The organism is Pinisolibacter aquiterrae, assembly GCF_019160155.1.
Taxonomy (GTDB): Bacteria; Pseudomonadota; Alphaproteobacteria; order Rhizobiales; family Ancalomicrobiaceae; genus Pinisolibacter; species Pinisolibacter aquiterrae.
On sequence record NZ_JAFNIH010000018.1, the window covers coordinates 10,937 to 29,667 of the forward strand.

Sequence of the window (18,731 nt, forward strand, 5' to 3'; positions counted from 1 at the left end):
TGCCTCACGCCCGATAGCGGGCGACCTCGACGGCGTCGATCGCCCGCACCTCGCCCTCCGGCGGCGCGGCCGGATCGGCGCCCGGACGGGGACGCAGCGCGAGGCTGCGTTCGCCCGGCGCCAGATGGAAACCGTCGTCCTCGGCGAGGAAATTCTCGTCGACGATCACCACCGAGGTCGCGAGCACACTGGTCGCGACGACGAGGCGCCACGCCCCCTCCCCGCCCTCGACCCGCGCGATGAGCCCGCAGGCGCGGCGCGTGGCGGTGCGGCCGAGCGGGAAATGGAAGGCCTCGGCGAGCACCTCCCCGTCGGGGCCGGTCAGGCGAGCATGGGTCGCGTCGTGCGCGGGCGGGCCGAAGCGATAGGCCCGGGTCGTGTCGAAGAAGGCGCCGAAGAGGTCGGTGGCGGCGAGGGTCAGCGCGCCGCGCGCCGGGATCTCGACCTCGCGCGAGCCGGCGACGGCGGGGCGGGCTCCGTCGGCGAGCGCGACGAGATCGAGCCGGCCGGAGACCGGGGCCGCCGTCTCGTTCGAGAGATGGACGTCGAGCCCGTTGACGCCCTCGTCGGAGAGGATCACCGCGACCGGACGGCTCGCGCGGGCGAGCGCATGGAAGCTCGACTTCGGCACGCCGAGCGCGTCGACGAGGCCCCAACCGGCGCCGAACCAGGGATCGCGGTGGAGCAGCACCAGCGCGCCGCGCGTCGTCGAACCGGGGCGGCGGAATTCGCGGATCGTCTCCTCGACCACATGGGCGGTCGTGGCGCGGGCGAGATCGAGGTAGCGCGCCGGATCCTCCTGGCGCAGCGCGTGCGGATCGACGCCGAAGACGGCGGCCTCGTAGTGGATCCGCGTGTCCTCGAAGTCCCAGGCCGCTCCGGTGTCGCGCGGCACCCGCGCCTTCCATTTCGGATGCTGGACCGGGGGAACCGGCAGCGCCGTGGCGAGTGAGACCGGGTCCGGCACGTGGGCGAAGGCGAGGCACTCGGCGGCGAAGCGGACCTTCGCGCGGCGCGCGTCGTCGAGCGGGCGGCGATAGGCGCCGACGCCGAAATAATGGCCGACGCCCTCGTCGACGCGGAAGGGCATGGCGCCGCCGTCCGGCGTCGAGCGCAGCCACGGCACCGAGGGGGCGAGGCGGGCGGCAATCTCGGGCAGGATCTCGTCGAAGAGGGCATTGCCCCAGGCGGCGGGCGGAAGGCCCATCATCGCCGCCTGCTGGGTCACCTCCGAGCCGCCGCAGACGATGGTGAGCGACGGCGAGGCGGCGAGCCGCGTCAGAACCTGCTCGGCCTCGCGGCGGCAGAGATCGACGAAGGCGGGATCGGCGGCGGGATAATCGAAATTGGCGAACATCAGGTCCTGCCAGACCAGAAGGCCGCGCTCGTCGCAGAGGTCGTGGAAGGCGGCGCTCTCATAGGCGCCGATCCCGGCGACGCGGACCATGTTCACGCCGGCGGCGACGAGACGGTCGAGGTCGGGGGCGAGGGCTTCGCGATCTCCGGCGAGGCCGACGAGGTCGGACGGGGTCCGGACGACGCCGCGCGCGAAGACCGGGACGCCGTTGACCGTGATGCCGAAGCCCTTGCCGTCGGCGTCGCGGTCGACGGTGAGCCGGCGGAAGCCGACCCGGCCGAGCGGCAGACGGCGCCCGGCGACGTCGAGGACGACGTCGTGCAGCCTCGGCTCGCCGTGGGTCGCCGGCCACCAGGGTGCGATGCCGGCGAGGGCGAGGCGGGCGACGAGACCGCCGTCGGGGCCGGCGACGAGCGGCGCCTCGCAGCCGGCGCAGCGCACCACCGCGCCGTCGAGCGACACGCCCGGCGCCGGATCGATCCGCGCCTCGAGCCGGCCGTCGATGCCGTCGTAATCGGCGCGCAGATGCACGTCGCGAAGCCGGGCCTCGGCCGGATCGATCAGCAGAACAGGGCGGAACGGGCCGACCACGTCGACCGGCGGACACCAGCCGGGCATGTGGCCGAGGAGCGTGGTGCGCACCGCGCGCAGGCGCTGATCGGGCACCAGGGTCGAGCGCCAGCGGGCGCGTTTCGGCTTCACGCCGTCGAGATGGGCGGCGAGCGAGCGGAAGACGATCGCCAGTTCCTCGCCGCCGACGAGATCGACCTCGACCTCGTGGGCGAGGAACATGCTGGTCGAGGCCAGGATCTCACGGCCGTCGAGGAAGACCTGCGCGATGGTCGCGAGACCCTCGAAGCGCAGAATGCGGCGGCCGGCGACGTCGAGACGGCGGCGATACCAGTGATCGCGATCGTGGAGGGCGGCCGGCGCGTCGAGCGACCAGCGGCCGTGGGCGGCGAGCGTCGCGGCGACGGTGCCGGGAACGGCGGCTACGAGCCGTTCGGCGTCGGGCGGCAGATCGGCGGGGCCGGCGTGGGCCCGCGCGGGCGTCGAGGTCAGCGACCAACCGGCGTCGAGGGCGACGGCGGTTTCGAACGGACGTGCGGTCACGGGCGGGCTCCGGGCGAGTCGAGGGCGTCTTTCTCGGGGAAGAGTAACCCGGAGCGCGGCCCCCGGCAGCCCGGTCGCCCCCCGTTCGCGACGCTCATATCTATCACAGGCCATTCCGACTCGTCGGAATGGCCTGCGGTTGCGGCCTGACCGGCCGACGCCCGTTCGGGCTTGCCTTCGCCTACGCAGTTTCGAGCATGTCGAAACTTCCCAGGCTCGGTATCAAGCGGCGTCGCGGATCGGTTCGTCGCGATATTTCGCGTCGAGATCGGCCATGATCCGCTCCCAGGAGGCGGCCATGGTCTCGATCATCTCGACGAGACCGTCGAATTTCCTGCGCGCCATCGCCCGCGCCAGTTTGAACTGGAACACCTTGGCGGTCTCGGCGATGGCCTCGGCCTCGATCGCGGCGGGCTCGAGCCCGGTCTCGCCCTTCGCCTCGAGCCAGCGCAGATGGCTGGCGAGAAGCTCGAAATTCGCGCCGTACTGGCGCGGCAGATTGAAGGCGTAGGTGTGGAACCACTCCGGCGGCCGGGTCGCGAGATCGGCGGCGTGGCGCGGGAAGTCGGCGGCCCAGGCGGCGAAGGGATTGGTCGCCGGACGGCGGTCGAGATGGCGGCGCAGCAGCGCCACCGTCTCGCGGCGCAGGTCGCGCGGCGGCGCCCGGTCCGGGATCTTGAGGAATTCGGCATAGGGCAGGAGCCGGGTCGGATCGACCGGCTCGCCGCGGCGGCCGAAGATCCCGTCGTAATCCTCGCCGTCGAGAGAGAAGAACCCGTCGTTGTGGAAGTAGTCCAGGCGACGGGCCTCCGGATCGATCCGCGTGATGCCGATCGTCGTCTTCGGATGGGTGGTGCGATAGGAGACGCCGAGCGTGTCGGGCAGGTAATGCCCGTCGACCTCGACCACGACGATGCGGCCGCGCGCCGCCTGCTCGACCACATGGGCCTCGAGCCGGTCGAAGATCGACAGTTCGAGAAGCCTGAGACCCCAGAGCCGCTCCATGTCCTCGGTCGGCACCTTGAAGAAGGTGGCCTGATCGCCCTCGTAGTCCTGCATCACCGTGAAGCCGAGCATGGCGTGGGGATCGTGGCCGAGCGCGGCGACGATCTCGATCCACAGATCGGTCCAGCAGTTGGTCTGCGGCCAACGGCGGTCGGAGGCGTGGAGGACATGGGAGCGATGGGTCGAGGGGTCGAGTGCGAGCATTCGGATCTCCACGATCGAGCGGTGTGGTCACGCCGACGGCGCGTTCGCCTCCTCCCGCGAGGGGAGAAGGAAAGGCCGCGCGTCGCGCGGCCCCAGTCTTCGAGGTCTCAGCCCCACAGGACCTTGCGCACGGCTTCCGGCCAGGTCGCCGGATCGGAGCCGTGCTGGCGGAAGAGCGCCAGCGCGATGCGCTCGAGGCCGAAGCCGACGCAGGCCGAATGGGCCTTCTCGCCGTCTTCCCGCGTCATCCCCCACAGGGTGCCGAAATGGTCCTGGTGGTAGTTGAAGGAGAGGCAGGCGGTCGGGTTCTCGACCGAGTTGACCGGCACGAGCAGCTCGAACTTCAGCTGCTGGTCGCGCTGATTGCGGGCCATCAGCTTGCCGCCGCGCCCGAAGAACGGGTCGTTGGCGACGTCGAGGACGCAGGGCAGATCGAGCGAGCGCAGGAGCTCGGGGCCGCGCGCCAGCCAGCGCTCGCGGAACTCGGTCACCTGTTCGGCGGTGCCGATGCAGACGTTCTCGCGCATGCGGAAGAACTGCATGCGGGTCGGTTCCTTGGAGGGCTCGTGGCGGAAGCAGTAGCTCTTCAGGTCGAACAGCAGCCCCTCGGCCGGCACCGCGCCCTTGGCCGCCACCGTCGGATAGAGCGGGTAGCAGGCGGCGGGCGTCAGGACGAGGTCGGTCGGCTTCTGGAACTCCGACCAGTCCGCCCCTTCGGCGATCGCCGCGATCAGGCGGCAATGGTCCATGTCGTTGCCCATGAAGGAGTGGACCGATCCGGCGAGCTGGGGAAAGCTCTTCAGATAGCCCGACTTCTCCATGTTGACGCGCGGCATGGCGGGGGGGAAGTGGATCTTCACCGCCCCGTCTTCCTTCGAGAAGCGCTCGACCAGCGTCTCGAACCGATCGATCACCTCCTCGAAGGCGCCGGAGCGGCCGTAGAGACCGTCCACACCGGAGGGGATCAGGACGCCGTCCTCGAAGAGTTCGTCGAGGAAGGGCTTGGCGGTGGAGACGCTCGGCGCCTCGGCGGCCGCCTGGAATGCGGGAGGTCGGGCGTTCATGACGTCACTCTCCGATCGAGGTGTCGATCCGGCTCATCAGGAGCAGGTTCGCGGTGTTGCCGAGGATGCGGTCGTTGTTGATCATGATCGCGGCCGACAGGAGATCGCGGTAGTTGCGCGCGATCGAGAACGGGCCTTCGTTGCGATAGCCGGCGAGGCCGGTGATCATCAGCGACTGCTGAGCGATCTCGATGCCGAGCTGCGAGGCCGACACCTTGATGGTGTTGAGCTCGGCGATGAACGACAGCGCGTTCATCAGGTTCTCGTCGGCGAGGGCGGCCTCGTAGCGGGCGATGCCGGCGACGAGCAGCGACTTCATCTTCTGGAGCGAGGCGGAGACCTCGGCGAGGCGGAGCGCGCCCGGCGGCACGACGCCCGGCTTCTTCTTGGCCTCGGCGCGGACGAAGGCCTGGGACTTCACCACCGTATCGGCGGCGATGCCGTACCAGGTCGCGCACCAGATGATGTGCGCCATGGCGAGCATCGACTGGGCGGCGATCTCACCGAAGGGCTGGACGAAGACCTGACGGGCGTCGCCCTCGGAGACCAGCTCGAAGCCTTCCGAGCGGGTGCCGCGCATGCCCATCGTGTCCCAACCGACGGTCTCGCGCAGGGTGTAGTCGCCCTTCTTGCAGACCACCATCACCTGATCCGACGAAGCGGCGTCGGGATGGCGACGGCAGGTCGCGAGGATCGCGTCGGCGGCGCGGCCGTAGGAGATGCAGGTCGCCTGCTTGGTCAGGCGATAGCGATCGCCCTCGACCTCGACGGCGCAGATCGAATTGCGGAGGTCGCCGCCGATGCCGCCCTCGGTCGTCGCCGAGCCGAGCAGGAGCTGATCACGGGCGCATTCGCGCATGTAGTCCTGATGCCAGGCGCTGCCGGTCGAATGGACGATCAGGCTCGACATCTTGATCTGATGCATGCCGTAGATCATCGCCGACGATCCGCAGGCCTGACCGAGGCGGGCGACGAGATCGCACATCTCGGTGAGGGTGACGCCCTCGCCACCGTATTCCTTCGGGATCCAGCAGCCGAGCAGACGCTCGCGCTTCAGGGCCTCGAAGGTCTCGGCCGGGAACCGGCCGGACTTGTCGACGTCGCCGGCGTATTTGGAGGCGACCTCGTCGGCGACGCGCGCCATGCGCGTCAGGGCGGTCTCGGCGAGCGTGGTCGGATCGATGGCGATGTTCATGGCGTCAGGCCCTTCCAGCGACGAGTTCGGACACGGAACGGTCGATCGAGGCGATCGACTGGAACGTCTTGCGATTGAGCATGCGTTCCGGGAATTCGATGTCGAACGCTTCCTCGAGCGCCAGCATCAGCTGGACCGAGGCGAAGGACGTCATTCCCAGATCGTAGAGATCATCCATGTCGCCGATCCCGTCGACGGGAACCGGAATGATCTTGTGGTTACCGAGAAGTTCTCGAATCTGAACAGCCATGACACTCCCCTTGAGCAAGTGACCCATGACCGAAACCTTGCCCGGAAAACTGAAAAATAGCGTGAATTCACATGATTACCGTTTCACTACGAAATTCGTTCGAATTCGATCGAACCGGCGCGAGGCGTCATCGCGGCACGCGCGGCGTCGGCCCGGCAGGGCTTGCCGGGTGAGGGATGCCGATCGGCAGCGATTTCCCGGTGGGCCGGGGTGGTCGCCGGGCGCCGGGTGGGCGGCCACCCAGGAAGAACCCGCCGCGAACCGCCGAAACTTGTCGCGCTCGTTTCTCTGGAAGGCGATTTTTCGCGGTCGGAGACGAGGCGGATACACGGCACGGTCCTTGATCCTCGGTCTGCGACCCGAACCGTTCCGCGTTCGGCCCAGCCACCGGAGATCCCGACCATGATCGGCTCCCTGTCGTCCCATACCCCGTCCTGGCAGGCGGACTGGTCGTCCTCGCGAGACGCGGCCGTCGCGACCCGGTCCACCTCCAGCGCCGACATTTTGCCGCAGGAGCGGATGTCGGCGCTCTTCGGTTCGCTCGACGGCGATCAGAGCGGCGCGGTCTCCTCGACCGAACTGCAATCCTATGTCGACGGCCTCGACAGCACGACCCTGAGCGCGCTCCTCTCGCTGCAGGAACAGACCGTCTCCGCCTCGAGCGGCGACACCACGACCACGACCGACGGCACCGACACCTCGTCCGACACGACGACGACCTCGGCGACCTCCGCCGACGTGGTGGCGACGCTGATGTCGGCGCTCGACGGCGACGGCGACGGTTCGGTCAGCGAGAGCGAGCTCTCCGACCTCCTCACCTCCTCCGCGCCGCCGCTGCCCCCGCCGGGCGGACACGGCGGACCGGGTGGACCGGGCGGGCCGCCGCCGGAGGGTTCGAGCGTCTCGACGACGGCGAGCTTCTCCGACATCGACACCGACGGCGACGGCTCGATCAGCGAGAGCGAATACGAGGCCTGGACCAGCGCCTCGACGACCAGCAGCGGCACCACCACCTCGAGCAGCGACACGACGACGTCCGAAGGTACCGTCGGCACCACGACCGCCGCCGCCACCACCTCCACCGACTGCGCGGCGATCATGGCCCAGCTCCTCATGCGCTCCTACGCGCAGTCGAGCAGCGGCCTGACCTCGACGCTCCTGTCCTCGGTCGACACCGCGGCCTGACCCGCCGGGGATGCGACATGCGAAGGGCGGGATCCCCTCCCCGGGGATCCCGCCCCTCGTGTCTCTTCGTGACCCGCGCCGAGCGGCGCCCGGTCGATCAGCGTTCGATCTGGCTGACGTCGCGGACCGCGCCCTTGGCGGCGGAAGTCGCCATCGCGGCATAGGCGCGCAGCGCCGCCGAGACCTTGCGCGGACGCGCCTCGGACGGCTTCCAGGCGTCCTTGCCCTTGGCCTCCATCGCGGCGCGACGCCGGCTGAGCGTCTCGTCGGAGACGAGCAGCGCGATGGTGCGGTTGGGGATGTCGATGCGGATGCGATCGCCGGCCTCGACCAGACCGATGGCGCCGCCCTCGGCGGCTTCCGGCGAGGCGTGGCCGATCGAGAGGCCCGAGGTGCCGCCGGAGAAGCGGCCGTCGGTCAGGAGCGCGCAGGCCTTGCCGAGACCCTTCGACTTCAGATAGCTGGTCGGGTAGAGCATCTCCTGCATGCCCGGACCGCCCTTGGGGCCCTCGTAGCGGATGACGACGACGTCACCGGCGACGACCTTGCCGCCGAGGATGCCCGAGACCGCCGCGTCCTGGCTCTCGAAGATCTTCACCTCGCCCTCGAAGGTCAGGATCGACTCGTCGACGCCGGCGGTCTTCACCATGCAGCCGTCGAGGGCGATGTTGCCGAAGAGGACCGCGAGGCCGCCGTCCTTGGAATAGGCGTTCTCGGCGGAACGGATGACGCCCTTCTTGCGGTCGGTGTCGATCTCGTCCCAACGGCGATCCTGGCTGAAGGCCTCGAGGCTCGGCACGCCGCCCGGCGCCGCCGCGTAGAAGGTGCGCACGGCGAGCGAATTGGTGCGCATCACGTCCCACTGGTCGATCGCGGCCTTGAGCGTCGGCGCATGGACGGTGGGCAGATCGGTGGTCAGCAGGCCCGCGCGGTCGAGTTCGCCGAGGATGGCGAAGATGCCGCCGGCGCGGTGGACGTCCTCCATGTGGACGTCGGCGACCGCGGGCGCGACCTTGCAGAGACAGGGCACGCGGCGCGACAGGCGATCGATGTCGGCCATGGTGAAGTCGACGCCGGCTTCCTGCGCGGCGGCGAGGAGATGCAGCACCGTGTTGGTCGACCCGCCCATGGCGATGTCGAGGGTCATGGCGTTCTCGAAGGCGGCGAAGGAGGCGATCGAGCGCGGCAGGACGCTCTCGTCGTTCCCCTCGTAGTACCGCTTGCAGAGATCGACGATGGTGCGTCCCGCCTCGAGGAAGAGGCGCTTGCGGTCGGCGTGGGTGGCGAGCGTCGAACCGTTGCCGGGCAGCGACAGGCCGAGCGCCTCGGTCAGGCAGTTCATCGAATTGGCGGTGAACATGCCCGAGCAGGAGCCGCAGGTCGGGCAGGCCGAACGCTCGTAGGACTTCACGTCCTCGTCGGAGACCTTCTCGTCGCCGGCGGCGATCATCGCGTCGATCAGATCGACCGACTTGGTGACGCCGGTCGAGAGCAGCACCTTGCCGGCCTCCATCGGACCGCCGGAGACGAAGATGGTCGGGATGTTCAGGCGCAGCGACGCCATGATCATGCCGGGGGTGATCTTGTCGCAATTGGAGATGCAGACCATCGCGTCGGCACAGTGGCCGTTGACCATGTATTCGACGCTGTCGGCGATGAGGTCGCGCGAGGGCAGCGAATAGAGCATGCCGTCGTGGCCCATGGCGATGCCGTCGTCGATGGCGATGGTGTTCATCTCCTTGGCGACACCGCCGGCCGCCTCGATCTCGCGGGCGACGAGCTGGCCGAGGTCCTTCAAATGGACGTGGCCGGGCACGAACTGGGTGAAGGAGTTCACCACCGCGACGATGGGCTTGCCGAAGTCGCTCTCCTTCATGCCGGTGGCGCGCCACAGGCCGCGGGCGCCGGCCATGTTGCGACCGTGGGTGGAGGTGCGGGAGCGATAGGCGGGCATGGAGCTTTCCTTCGACGCGAGACGCGGGCGCGACGGGTGAACGACGGACGCGGTTGACATAGCGCCTTCCGCCCGTCGAGACCAGAGGTCGATCGTCGTCGCGCACGCCTTGCGAGGCGCCCCGTCAGAGTTCGCGCACCTTACTGTCGTTCGTCTTCGACGCGCGGATCTCGACGACGTCGCCGACGCCGAGCTTGTGACCCTCGGGATAGTCCGACAACTGGCGCTTGGCGGCATGGGCCTTGCCGTCGACCGGCGAGGTGAAGAGATAGCCGACCTCGATCTTCATCTTGATCGCATAGCCCGCCCATTTCGGGTGGCTCGCGACCAGCCGTTCGGCGACCGGGCACGGCAGGAGATCGGAGGTGTGGGTCGTCTTGGTGAGGATCCCCCGCTCCTTCTTCTCCATGTAACACTGCTCGTCGACCTTGGTGACGCGCGCCATCACGGGCTCGTAGTTCGCCCGCTTGTCGTAGAAGTCGTAGGCGGTGAATCCGATGATCGCCAAGACGAAGAAGACGAACATCATGCCCCTGAGTCCCATCGAACCCTCCATCGGTCGAAACGAGTGATCTCGCAATGCGCCACCGAGGGTCGGCGCGGCGGGTGAAGTGTCGGTTAAGGCCGTGCCCGTCGCGCACGACATGGTTGTCGAGCGGCTACCGCGATCGATCGAATGAGGCGACGTTCTCCTCCCGCGCCGAGAGGCGTCGTCATCGGCGCCGGGCATGCGTCCCGCGCTCTGCTCAGACCGCCCGTCATCTGCTACGAAAGTCGTGAAGTCATTTCCGCCACGGTCGCCGCCGTCGGCCGACCGAGGGGCCACATGAGCTTCGCCTTCGAGACCGTTCTGCCGATTTTCCTTCTGATCGCGGTCGGGTGGACGCTCGCGGCGACGGGGTTGCTGGCGCATACGGTCGGCGAGGGGCTCGCCGCCTTCGCCGCGACGGTCGGCATTCCGCTGCTCCTCTTCGAGACGGTGGTCTATGCCGATCTCGGCGCGACCTCGCCCTGGATGGTCTGGCTCTGCTATTTCCCGGCGGCGGGTTGCGCCTGGGCGCTCGGCCAGACCCTGGCGCGGCGGGTCTTCGGCCTGGACCGGCGCACCGCCGTCCTCGCGGGGATGGGCGCCACCTTCGCCAACATCGCCTTCGTCGGGCTGCCGCTGCTGCATCGGGCGTTCGGTGAACAGGGCGTGCTGGTCGCCACCGTGGTGGTCTCGGTCCATCTGCCGATCTGGATGACGACGCTGACGCTGGCGATGATGCGCGCCGAGGGCGGCGGCGGCGGATCGGCGATCGAGGCGACCCTGCGGGTGATCGGCGCGCTCCGCCGCAATCCGATCATCATCGGGCTCGGCAGCGGGATCGTGCTGCGCTTCGTCGGCTATCGTCCGAGCGGCATTCCCGCCCACACGATCCACACGCTCGCCGGGGTGGCGAGCCCGGTCGCGCTGGTCTCGCTCGGCATGGCGATGTACGGACAGAACTTCCGGGGCGACGCCCCCGCCGCCCTCGCGATCTCGGCGGTGAAGCTCGTGGCGCTGCCCGCCTTCGTGGCGATCGCCTGCCGGATCCTCGACCCCGATCCGGCCGTGGTCGGCCCGCTGGTGATGCTCGCCGGGGTACCGACCGGCATCAACGTGTTCCTCGCCGCCGGCCAATACGGCGTCGGCCTCAGGCTCGCGTCGAGCGTGGTCACCGCCACCACGGCGCTCGGTGCCGTGACGTCGATGCTGTGGCTGATCTGGCTCGCGCCGCACTGAGAGCCTGTCTCGAAAGGTCGGACGGGTCGGCTCGGCGGGTCTTTTCGCACCTCGCGGCGTCGGCAATCTCGCCGATATCTCGATATCGGCATCGATTTCCTCCTTGCGAGGCACGAAAATCCCTCGCCGTTCCTCCGCCGCCGACTTTCGAGACAGGCTCTGAGCGAGGCCGCGCGCTTCGCCGCCCCGTCTCGCCCCTCGTCGCATTGACTCGCCTCGCCGGCCGGAGGACGCTCTGCGGGTTCACCCCCAGGCCTCGCGCCGACCAACGGGAGGGAAACATGGTGCTCGAGCCTTCGCGCCGCCTCGGTCTCGTCGTCCTCACGGCCCTCCCCCTCGCCATGGGAGCCTCGATCGGATCCGCCCGGGCCGACGGGGCGCTCGCGGTCGGTCTGCCGGAAAGCGGCGCCCAGGACGGCTTCAGCTACGGTTACGCGGTCGGCTACGAGGCCGGCGAAGCCGAGGCCCAGGCGATGGGCTCCTGTCGCAAGAACAGCGGCGACGCCGAGCGCGCGGTGCTGCGGCTGTGCCGGGTCGTGGAGACCTTCCAGGGGAGCTGCGTGGCAGTGGCGATGGATCCGGAGGACGGCACGCCCGGCGTCGGCTGGGCCGTCGACGACGACGAGACCGCGGCCCAGGCGGCGGCGATCGCCGCCTGCCACGAGACCGCCGGCGAGGGACGGCGCCTCTTCTGCCGCATCGACGCCTCCGCCTGCGACGACGGCGAGCGCTCGGCCAATTGACTCGCGCGCGCCGGTTGCCAATTTGTTCCGTTTCGCACAGACTGCCGCCCGATCGCGGGAATCGGATAGGGTCGCGCCCGACGAGACGGGGGCGGGGCTTCGGGACGACGGATGGATTGGTCGAGCGAGCAGGACACGGCGCTGAAGGAGATCGCCGCTTGGCTGAAGGCCGGGGACAAGCAGGTCTTCCGGCTGTTCGGCTATGCCGGCACCGGCAAGACCACGCTCGCGCGCCATCTCGCCGAGGGCATCGACGGCGACGTCTGTTTCGGCGCCTTCACCGGCAAGGCGGCGCTGGTCATGCGCTCCAAGGGCTGCGAGGGCGCCACCACGATCCATTCGATGATCTATCGGCCGAAGCGTCCGGCCGAAGACGAGGAAGAGGCGGAGGAGACCTTCTCCTTCACGCTCAATCGTCATTCCGACGCGGCCAAGGCGGATCTGATCGTCATCGACGAGTGTTCGATGGTCGACGAAGACTTGGGCCGAGATCTTCTCTCCTTCGGCAAGAAGACGCTGGTGCTCGGCGATCCGGCGCAGCTGCCGCCGGTCAAGGGCGGCGGCTTCTTCACCGAGGCCGAGCCCGACGTGATGCTGACCCAGGTCCACCGTCAGGCGGCCGACAATCCGATCATCCGCCTGTCGATGGACGTGCGCGAGGGCCGCGCCCTCGACTTCGGCGATCACGGCCGGGCGGCGGTGATCCATCGGCGCGAGATCACGGCCGATCGGATCCTCGCCGCCGATCAGGTTCTGGTCGGCCGCAACAAGACCCGCCATCTCTACAACAAGCGGATCCGCGAATTGCGCGGCTACGGTTCGCCGACGCCGGAGGTCGGCGAGAAGCTGGTGGGGCTCAGGAACGACAAGACCAAGGGCATCCAGAACGGCGGCCTCTACCGGGTCACCCGGGTCAAGGATCCCAAGGGCGCCTTCCTCAAGTTCGATCTGGCACCGGAAGACGCCTCGGAGCGGCGACGAATCGCCGCATCGGTGCTGCCGGCCTTCTTCGAAGGCGGCGAGGACGCCCTGCCCTTCCAGCTGAAGCGCAGGTCCGACGAATTCGACTACGGTTACGCCCTGACCGTGCACAAGGCGCAAGGATCTCAATGGGACGACGTCGTCCTGTTCGACGAGAGCTTCGCCTTCCGCGACCATCGAATGCGTTGGCTCTACACGGGCATAACGCGCGCCGCGGAACGTTTGACCATCGTCGTTTGAGGCCAATGGGGGCCGGTCGTCGAAGAGACGTCCCCCTCGTCGGATTTGACGAGAGGTCTCCTTTGGTTGACGTTACGGAATATCGCGACGTCATCGGGCCGGCCCGGCGAAATTTCATGGCCTATCCCTGCACTATAAGTCCAGAAGACCTGGCGTCTGCGTATTTCGCCGGAGGCTCCCTACGTTGGGGAAAGCGACGAATTCTTTAACCAACGACGGTTAAATTTCCTGAATCCTCGTTCCAACGTCGGATCCAGAGCAACCATGCCGACCGGCTTCAAGATGACCCTCGGCCTTCGCTTCCTCACCGTGATCGCCATCGCCGTGGTGATCATGAGCGCGGGGACGATCTACGCCATCTTCCAATTCCGCGGCGCGATGATCGAGCTGCGCGAGGAACAGGCCAAGGCGGTCGTCGAAACCGCCGCCTCCTACATCGCCGGACTGGAGAAGAAGTCGGCCAATGGCGAGATCTCGCGCGCCACGGCCGAGAAACTGTCGATGGACGCGATCTCGTCGATTCGCTTCGAGGGGGACAACTACATCTTCGCCTATGACCGCGACGGCCGAATGCTGGCCTCCGGCAGCCCGGAGCCGAAGATCGGCGCAGACATGAACGGCTTCGTCGGCGCCGACGGCAAGACTTTGATGCAGGAGATGATCGCCGTCGCCGACAAGGGGGGCGGCTTCATCGACTACAAGTGGAAGCGGCCGGGCGAGACGAGCGATTCGCGCAAGATCACCTATGTGACGCGACTGCCCGGTTCGGGCTGGATCATCGGCAGCGGCACCCACGTCGCCGATGTCGACCGCACCATCCTGAAGACCGTCCTGTGGATCTCGGCCGGCTGCACGCCGGCGATGATCGCCTTCGTGATCTACGCGCTGTGGCTCGGGCGCGGCATCACCCGGCCGGTCGGCCGTCTCAACGGCGTGATGGCGGACCTCGCCGCCGGCGACACCGCCGAGCACGTGCCCTTCACCGACCGCCGCGACGAAGTGGGCGAGATCGCCCGGGCGGTTGCGGTCTTCCGCGACTCGATGATCGAGCGCGACGCGCTGAAGCGCGAGGAAGCCGACATCGCCGGGGAACGGCACGCCCGCGCCGCCCGGGTCGAAGCGATCATCGCCGCCTTCCGCGAGGAGGCGGCGCAGATCGTCGGCTTCGTGCGCACCACCGCCCAGGACATGACGGTTTCGGCCGAGGAACTGACCCGCACCGCGGCCACGACCGGCCGCTCCATGCACGATGCCGAGGGGCTCGCCTATTCCGACGCCGAGCACGTCGCCGCCGTGGCCCAGGCGACCGGCGAATTGGCGGGGACCGTCGACGGCGTCGGCCGGCAGATCGCCGAGGCCGGCCGGATCACCGCCGACGGCGCCGCCCATGGCCGCGACGCGCGCCAGGGCGTGGCCGCGCTGGCGGAGACGGCCGAGAAGATCGGCGTGGTCGTCGACCTGATCCGCGCCATCGCCGATCAGACCAATCTGCTCGCGCTCAACGCCACCATCGAGGCGGCCCGCGCCGGCGAGGCCGGGCGCGGCTTCGCGGTCGTGGCGCAGGAGGTCAAGCAGCTCGCGACCCAGACCACCAAGGCGACGGAGGAGATCGGCGACAGCGTCGCGGCGATCCAGACCGCCACCCGCGAGGCCGTGCGCCAGATCGCCGCCGTGACCGACTCGCTGACCGCGATCGAGAGCGCGAGTTCGACCATCGCTCAGGCGATCGAGGAGCAGACCGTGACGACGACGCAGATCTCCGATCGCTCCAAGGACGTGGCGCGCGACACCGACCTCCTCACCGGGGCGATCTCCAAGGTCGCCCATGCGATCGACGAGACGTCCCGGGTCGCGGCGGAGGTGACCGGGGTCGCCAAGGAACTGGCGGAATCGGCCGGCGAGCTCGACGGCCGCATCCGCCGTTTCCTCGAGGACGTGGCGGCGGCGTGAACGACACCGCCACGGGATCGCGAACGGCCGCTCTCGGGCGGCCGTTTGGCGTTCGGCGATCGATCAGGCCCCGGCTTCGGCCGGGCGGTGATGGGCGTGCCAGTGGCGGGCGATGTCGATGCGGCGCGCCACCCAGACCTTCTCGCGCGCGGCGATGTGGTCGAGGAAGCGCGCGAGGCCGGCGGCGCGGCCGGGACGGCCGGCGATGCGGCAGTGGAGGCCGACCGACATCATCTTCGGCGCCTCGGCGCCCTCCTCCCACAGCAGGTCGAACGTGTCCTTCAGATAGGTGAAGAACTGCTCACTCTCGGTGAAGCCGGGGGCGTTGGCGAAGCGCATGTCGTTGGTCTCGAGGCTGTAGGGGATCACCAGATGGGATCCCTTCGGCCCGCCCTCCCAATAGGGCAGATCGTCGGCGTAGGTGTCGCTGTCGTAGAGAAATCCGCCCTCGGCCTTGACGAGATCGCGGGAGTGGACCGACGTGCGGCCGGTGTACCAGCCGAGCGGCCGCGAGCCGGTCACCTCGGTGTGGATGCGGATCGCCTCGTCGAGATGGGCTTGTTCCTCCGCCTCGGTGAAGTTGCGATAGTCGATCCAGCGCAAGCCATGGCTGGCGATCTCCCAATCGGCCTCCTTCATGGCGGCGACGGCCTCGGGGTTGCGCGCCAGCGCGGTGGCGACGCCGAAGACGGTCACCGGCATGTCGCGCTCACCGAACATGCGCCACAGCCGCCAGAAGCCCGCGCGGGAGCCGTATTCGTACATGCTCTCGATGTTCATGTGGCGCTGGCCCGGCCAGGGCTGGGCGCCGAGCACGTCGGAGAGGAAGGCCTCGGAGGCCGCGTCGCCGTGGAGGATGCAGTTCTCGCCGCCCTCCTCGTAGTTCACCACGAACTGAACCGCGACCCGCGCGCCGCCCGGCCATTTCGGATCGGGCGGGGTGCGGCCGTAACCGATCATGTCGCGAGGATAGGGCGCGGCGTCCGTCATGGGTCTTCTCCGGCGTGTACACACGAGGGCATACAGTGCGACGGCACCATGGCGAAATTCAAGTCCGCCGATCCCCCTTCAGAGCAGAGCTGCCCCCGCGGGCGCCGGGACCGGCGGGGGCCGGCCGGCGGGATCAGAAGCGCGAGCGGCGCGAGCCCGCGGTGACGCGCACGGGTGCGGGCGTCATCGGCGGCGTCATCTGGGGCAGCTTCAGGACTTCCAGCTTGGATCCGCCGCCGGGGCCGTCGTCGTCGTCGTCCTTGGGCAGCATCATCACCGCCGTGCCCATGGCGACCGAGCCCATGGTCACCACGAAACCGAAGAACAGGAGGACGATGCCGATCCACGGCTCCCGCGAGGAGAAGATCAACGTACGCAGATGGGCCGTGTCGGTGATCAACACGACGGCGGCGAGCGCGCCGGCGACCACCGCGCCGATCAGACCGTTGACGGCGAGCAGGCGCAGCAGCGGTTCGTCGCGCAGGCGACGGGGTCCACCGGCCGTGGCGAAATCCGGGTTGGCCGGATCGAAGTCCGATTCCCGACGATCTTCGCGCATCTCGAACATTCTCCTCGACGCTCTCGTCCGACAGGATAGCTCGACGGCGGCGCGTCACCAGACAATAAAAAGGCGATCGGCGAAAAAAACGCACCGGAGTCGCGCGACGACATGCCGAGGTCATGGTTCGAGGGGACGATCTCCGCCTCGAGCGCGGGGCGCGAACGGCACGATCCATGCTAGGGACCATCGGGTCTCAGCGGATCGCGCAAGGTTGCGCCGGGAGGACGACATGAACGGCGGTAAGACTTTCCATTCCATCGAGCCGAGCCCCGGCGAAAGGCGGGTTCTCGGCGAAGGACCACCCGGGTGGTCCTCGACGCAGCACTGCGCGGTGACCGACTCGCGGGTTTCGGAGATGCGGGCGCTCTTGGCGCAGATGCGGCCGGTGAGCGATTCGGAGGCACTCCAGTGCCTGCGCCGTGCCTTTCCGGAATCGACGCTCGCCGCCCGCGTCGCGGCGATGGCGACCTCGCGCGGGTGATCGCGCCGAAGTGATCACCCCTCGGATCGAGGGGCGGCGTCGGTGGAGAAGACCGGCGAGGCGAGATGCGCGGAGTGAGCCGCCTGCTCGTCCTTCCAGGCGCGATCCATGCGCCGGAACAGAGTCCATCCCCAGGGGATGAAGGTGAGATAGGCGATCGTCACCGCCGCGAGGATCGGGAACGGGTAGCTGACCAGGGCGGCGATCACCAGGACCACGCCGACGGTGATCGGGATGACCTTGTCGCGCGGCACGCGGGTGCCGATCTTCTTGCCCGACCAGGTCGGGATGGTCGAGACCATCATGAAGGCGATCACCAGAAGATAGACCGCCACCACGCCGGCGATCGCCCGGGCCGGCACGAATTCGAAGATCTCGGCCAGATAGAGCGGCAGCATCGCGGCGATGGCGCCGGCGGGCGCGGGCATGCCGGTGAAGAAATTCGCCTGCCACGCCGGTTTCGGCTTGTCGATCATCACGTTGAAGCGCGCCAGACGCAGCACCGCGGCGATGACGTAGGCGAGCACCGCCAGCCAGCCGAAGGAGGCGGCGTATTTCAGCACCCAGATGTAGAGCAGAAGCCCGGGCACGACGCCGAAATTGACGAAGTCGGAGAGGCTGTCGAGTTCGGCGCCGAAGCGCGACGTACCCTTCAGCCAGCGCGCGACACGGCCGTCGACGGCATCGAGGAGGGCGGCGAGCACCACCGCCGCGACCGCCCATTCGAACCGCCCCTCGAGCCCCATGCGAATGCCCGTCAAGCCGGCGCAGAGCGCGAGCAGCGTCACGAGATTGGGCAGGACCACCCGGAAGGGCAGCGATCGCAGCCGGGCGAAGCGTCGTCCGGTGCGGGTCGACTGATGTTCGATGTCGGGGAACAACTGTTCGTTCATCGCTGCGGCCTTTCGGGAGGTCGGTCCACGTCTCGCGGCACGCGGCGTTCGGCCGGGCCGGACGCCGCGAACGCGGGTGTCAGGCGGCGTGGAACACCGGCTTCGCCGCGCCGGTCGCGGTGAGATCGGCGAGGATGGTCTCACCGGCCAGCGTGGTCTGGCCGAGCGCCACCTTCGGCACGGTGCCGAGCGGCAGGAACACGTCGAGGCGCGAGCCGAAGCGGATCATGCCGAAGCGCGTGCCGACCGTCAGGTGCGAGCCCTCGGTGGTCCAGGGGACGATGCGGCGGGCGACGAGGCCGGCGATCTGGACGCAGCCGATCACGCCCAGAGAATGGCGGATCAGAAGCGCGTTGCGCTCGTTGAACTCCGACGCCTTGTCGAGTTCGGCGTTGAAGAACTTGCCGGGCGTATAGACCATCTTCTCGATCTCGCCGGTGATCGGCATCCGGTTCACATGAACGTTGAAGACGTTCATGAAGATCGAGATGCGCAGCATCGGCTCCGCCGGCAGGCCGAGTTCGGGCGGCGGCAGGACCTCGACCAGATGGGAGATGCGGCCGTCGGCGGGCGAGACGACGAGCCCCTCGGCCTCCGGCGTGACCCGGGTGGGATCGCGGAAGAAGGCGGCGACCCAGATCGTCAGACCGAGCAGGATCCAGAACAACGGCTGCCACATCAGACCGAGAACCAACGTCAGGATCACGGCGATGGCGACGAAGGGCCAGCCCTCACGGTTGATCGGGGGGAAGGCCTTGGTGATGGTCACCCACAGGGAATTCATCGGTCGAGCTCTCTC

General features: G+C 68.7%; 17 protein-coding genes. 6 read left to right on the forward strand and 11 right to left on the reverse strand.

Translation table 11 applies throughout. The features are described 5' to 3' along the window. Nucleotides 1-4: 4 nt before the first annotated feature. The 5 genes from J3S89_RS03165 to J3S89_RS03185 all read right to left on the reverse strand — a co-directional run bounded on the left by J3S89_RS03165 (nucleotide 5) and on the right by J3S89_RS03185 (nucleotide 6,188). Complete coding sequence (locus J3S89_RS03165; RefSeq protein WP_217926025.1) at nucleotides 5-2,470, reverse strand: glycosyl hydrolase 2 galactose-binding domain-containing protein; 2,466 nt, start codon at nucleotides 2,468-2,470, stop codon at nucleotides 5-7. Between the two features lie 222 nt (nucleotides 2,471-2,692). Continuing rightward, a complete protein-coding gene (locus J3S89_RS03170) occupies nucleotides 2,693-3,679 on the reverse strand; it encodes a DUF1839 family protein (protein WP_217926026.1) in 987 nt (328 codons plus the stop codon). Nucleotides 3,680-3,786: 107 nt separating this feature from the next. Further along, a complete protein-coding gene (locus J3S89_RS03175) occupies nucleotides 3,787-4,743 on the reverse strand; it encodes an amino acid--[acyl-carrier-protein] ligase (RefSeq protein WP_217926027.1) in 957 nt (318 codons plus the stop codon). Between the two features lie 4 nt (nucleotides 4,744-4,747). Continuing rightward, nucleotides 4,748-5,938: an acyl-CoA dehydrogenase family protein gene (locus J3S89_RS03180; RefSeq protein ID WP_217926028.1), complete on the reverse strand. Its 1,191-nt coding sequence runs from the start codon at nucleotides 5,936-5,938 to the stop codon at nucleotides 4,748-4,750. Nucleotides 5,939-5,942: 4 nt separating this feature from the next. Next, a complete protein-coding gene (locus tag J3S89_RS03185; protein ID WP_217926029.1) occupies nucleotides 5,943-6,188 on the reverse strand; it encodes an acyl carrier protein in 246 nt (81 codons plus the stop codon). Nucleotides 6,189-6,590: 402 nt separating this feature from the next. Between J3S89_RS03185 and J3S89_RS03190 the strand changes: the two genes are divergently transcribed. Then, complete coding sequence (locus tag J3S89_RS03190; RefSeq protein ID WP_217926030.1) at nucleotides 6,591-7,373, forward strand: EF-hand domain-containing protein; 783 nt, start codon at nucleotides 6,591-6,593, stop codon at nucleotides 7,371-7,373. Nucleotides 7,374-7,470: 97 nt separating this feature from the next. On the opposite strand, the gene ilvD is transcribed toward J3S89_RS03190, so the two are convergent. Both ilvD and J3S89_RS03200 read right to left on the reverse strand, forming a co-directional pair. Continuing rightward, nucleotides 7,471-9,327, reverse strand: a complete 1,857-nt coding sequence (ilvD, locus tag J3S89_RS03195; protein WP_217926031.1) for a dihydroxy-acid dehydratase — start codon at nucleotides 9,325-9,327, stop codon at nucleotides 7,471-7,473. 124 nt (nucleotides 9,328-9,451) lie between these two features. Beyond that, entirely contained in the window at nucleotides 9,452-9,871 is a 420-nt protein-coding gene (locus J3S89_RS03200) for a hypothetical protein (RefSeq protein ID WP_230488932.1), read from the reverse strand. A 282-nt stretch (nucleotides 9,872-10,153) separates the two neighbouring features. Between J3S89_RS03200 and J3S89_RS03205 the strand changes: the two genes are divergently transcribed. The 4 genes from J3S89_RS03205 (at nucleotide 10,154) to J3S89_RS03220 (ending at nucleotide 15,006) form a co-directional block, all read left to right on the forward strand. Further along, complete coding sequence (locus J3S89_RS03205) at nucleotides 10,154-11,092, forward strand: AEC family transporter (RefSeq protein ID WP_217926032.1); 939 nt, start codon at nucleotides 10,154-10,156, stop codon at nucleotides 11,090-11,092. Nucleotides 11,093-11,373: 281 nt separating this feature from the next. Beyond that, complete coding sequence (locus tag J3S89_RS03210; protein WP_217926033.1) at nucleotides 11,374-11,835, forward strand: DUF4189 domain-containing protein; 462 nt, start codon at nucleotides 11,374-11,376, stop codon at nucleotides 11,833-11,835. 111 nt (nucleotides 11,836-11,946) lie between these two features. Continuing rightward, nucleotides 11,947-13,056 carry an ATP-dependent DNA helicase gene (locus tag J3S89_RS03215; RefSeq protein WP_217926034.1) on the forward strand — a complete coding sequence of 370 codons (1,110 nt, stop codon included), beginning with the start codon at nucleotides 11,947-11,949 and terminating at the stop codon, nucleotides 13,054-13,056. Between the two features lie 264 nt (nucleotides 13,057-13,320). Next, entirely contained in the window at nucleotides 13,321-15,006 is a 1,686-nt protein-coding gene (locus J3S89_RS03220; RefSeq protein WP_217926035.1) for a methyl-accepting chemotaxis protein, read from the forward strand. A gap of 63 nt (nucleotides 15,007-15,069) precedes the next feature. On the opposite strand, the gene puuE is transcribed toward J3S89_RS03220, so the two are convergent. Next, a complete protein-coding gene (puuE, locus tag J3S89_RS03225; protein WP_217926036.1) occupies nucleotides 15,070-15,996 on the reverse strand; it encodes an allantoinase PuuE in 927 nt (308 codons plus the stop codon). A 133-nt stretch (nucleotides 15,997-16,129) separates the two neighbouring features. Further along, entirely contained in the window at nucleotides 16,130-16,555 is a 426-nt protein-coding gene (locus J3S89_RS03230; protein ID WP_217926037.1) for a hypothetical protein, read from the reverse strand. 232 nt (nucleotides 16,556-16,787) lie between these two features. On the opposite strand from J3S89_RS03230, the gene J3S89_RS03235 reads away from it, so the two are divergent. Then, on the forward strand, nucleotides 16,788-17,039 hold the full coding sequence (locus J3S89_RS03235) for a hypothetical protein (RefSeq protein ID WP_217926038.1): 252 nt from the start codon (nucleotides 16,788-16,790) through the stop codon (nucleotides 17,037-17,039). Nucleotides 17,040-17,053: 14 nt separating this feature from the next. Here the strand turns inward: J3S89_RS03235 and J3S89_RS03240 are convergent, their stop codons facing one another. After that, nucleotides 17,054-17,932: a CDP-alcohol phosphatidyltransferase family protein gene (locus tag J3S89_RS03240; protein ID WP_217926039.1), complete on the reverse strand. Its 879-nt coding sequence runs from the start codon at nucleotides 17,930-17,932 to the stop codon at nucleotides 17,054-17,056. A 79-nt stretch (nucleotides 17,933-18,011) separates the two neighbouring features. Next, entirely contained in the window at nucleotides 18,012-18,716 is a 705-nt protein-coding gene (locus J3S89_RS03245) for a phosphatidylserine decarboxylase (RefSeq protein ID WP_217926040.1), read from the reverse strand. Nucleotides 18,717-18,731: the final 15 nt, after the last annotated feature.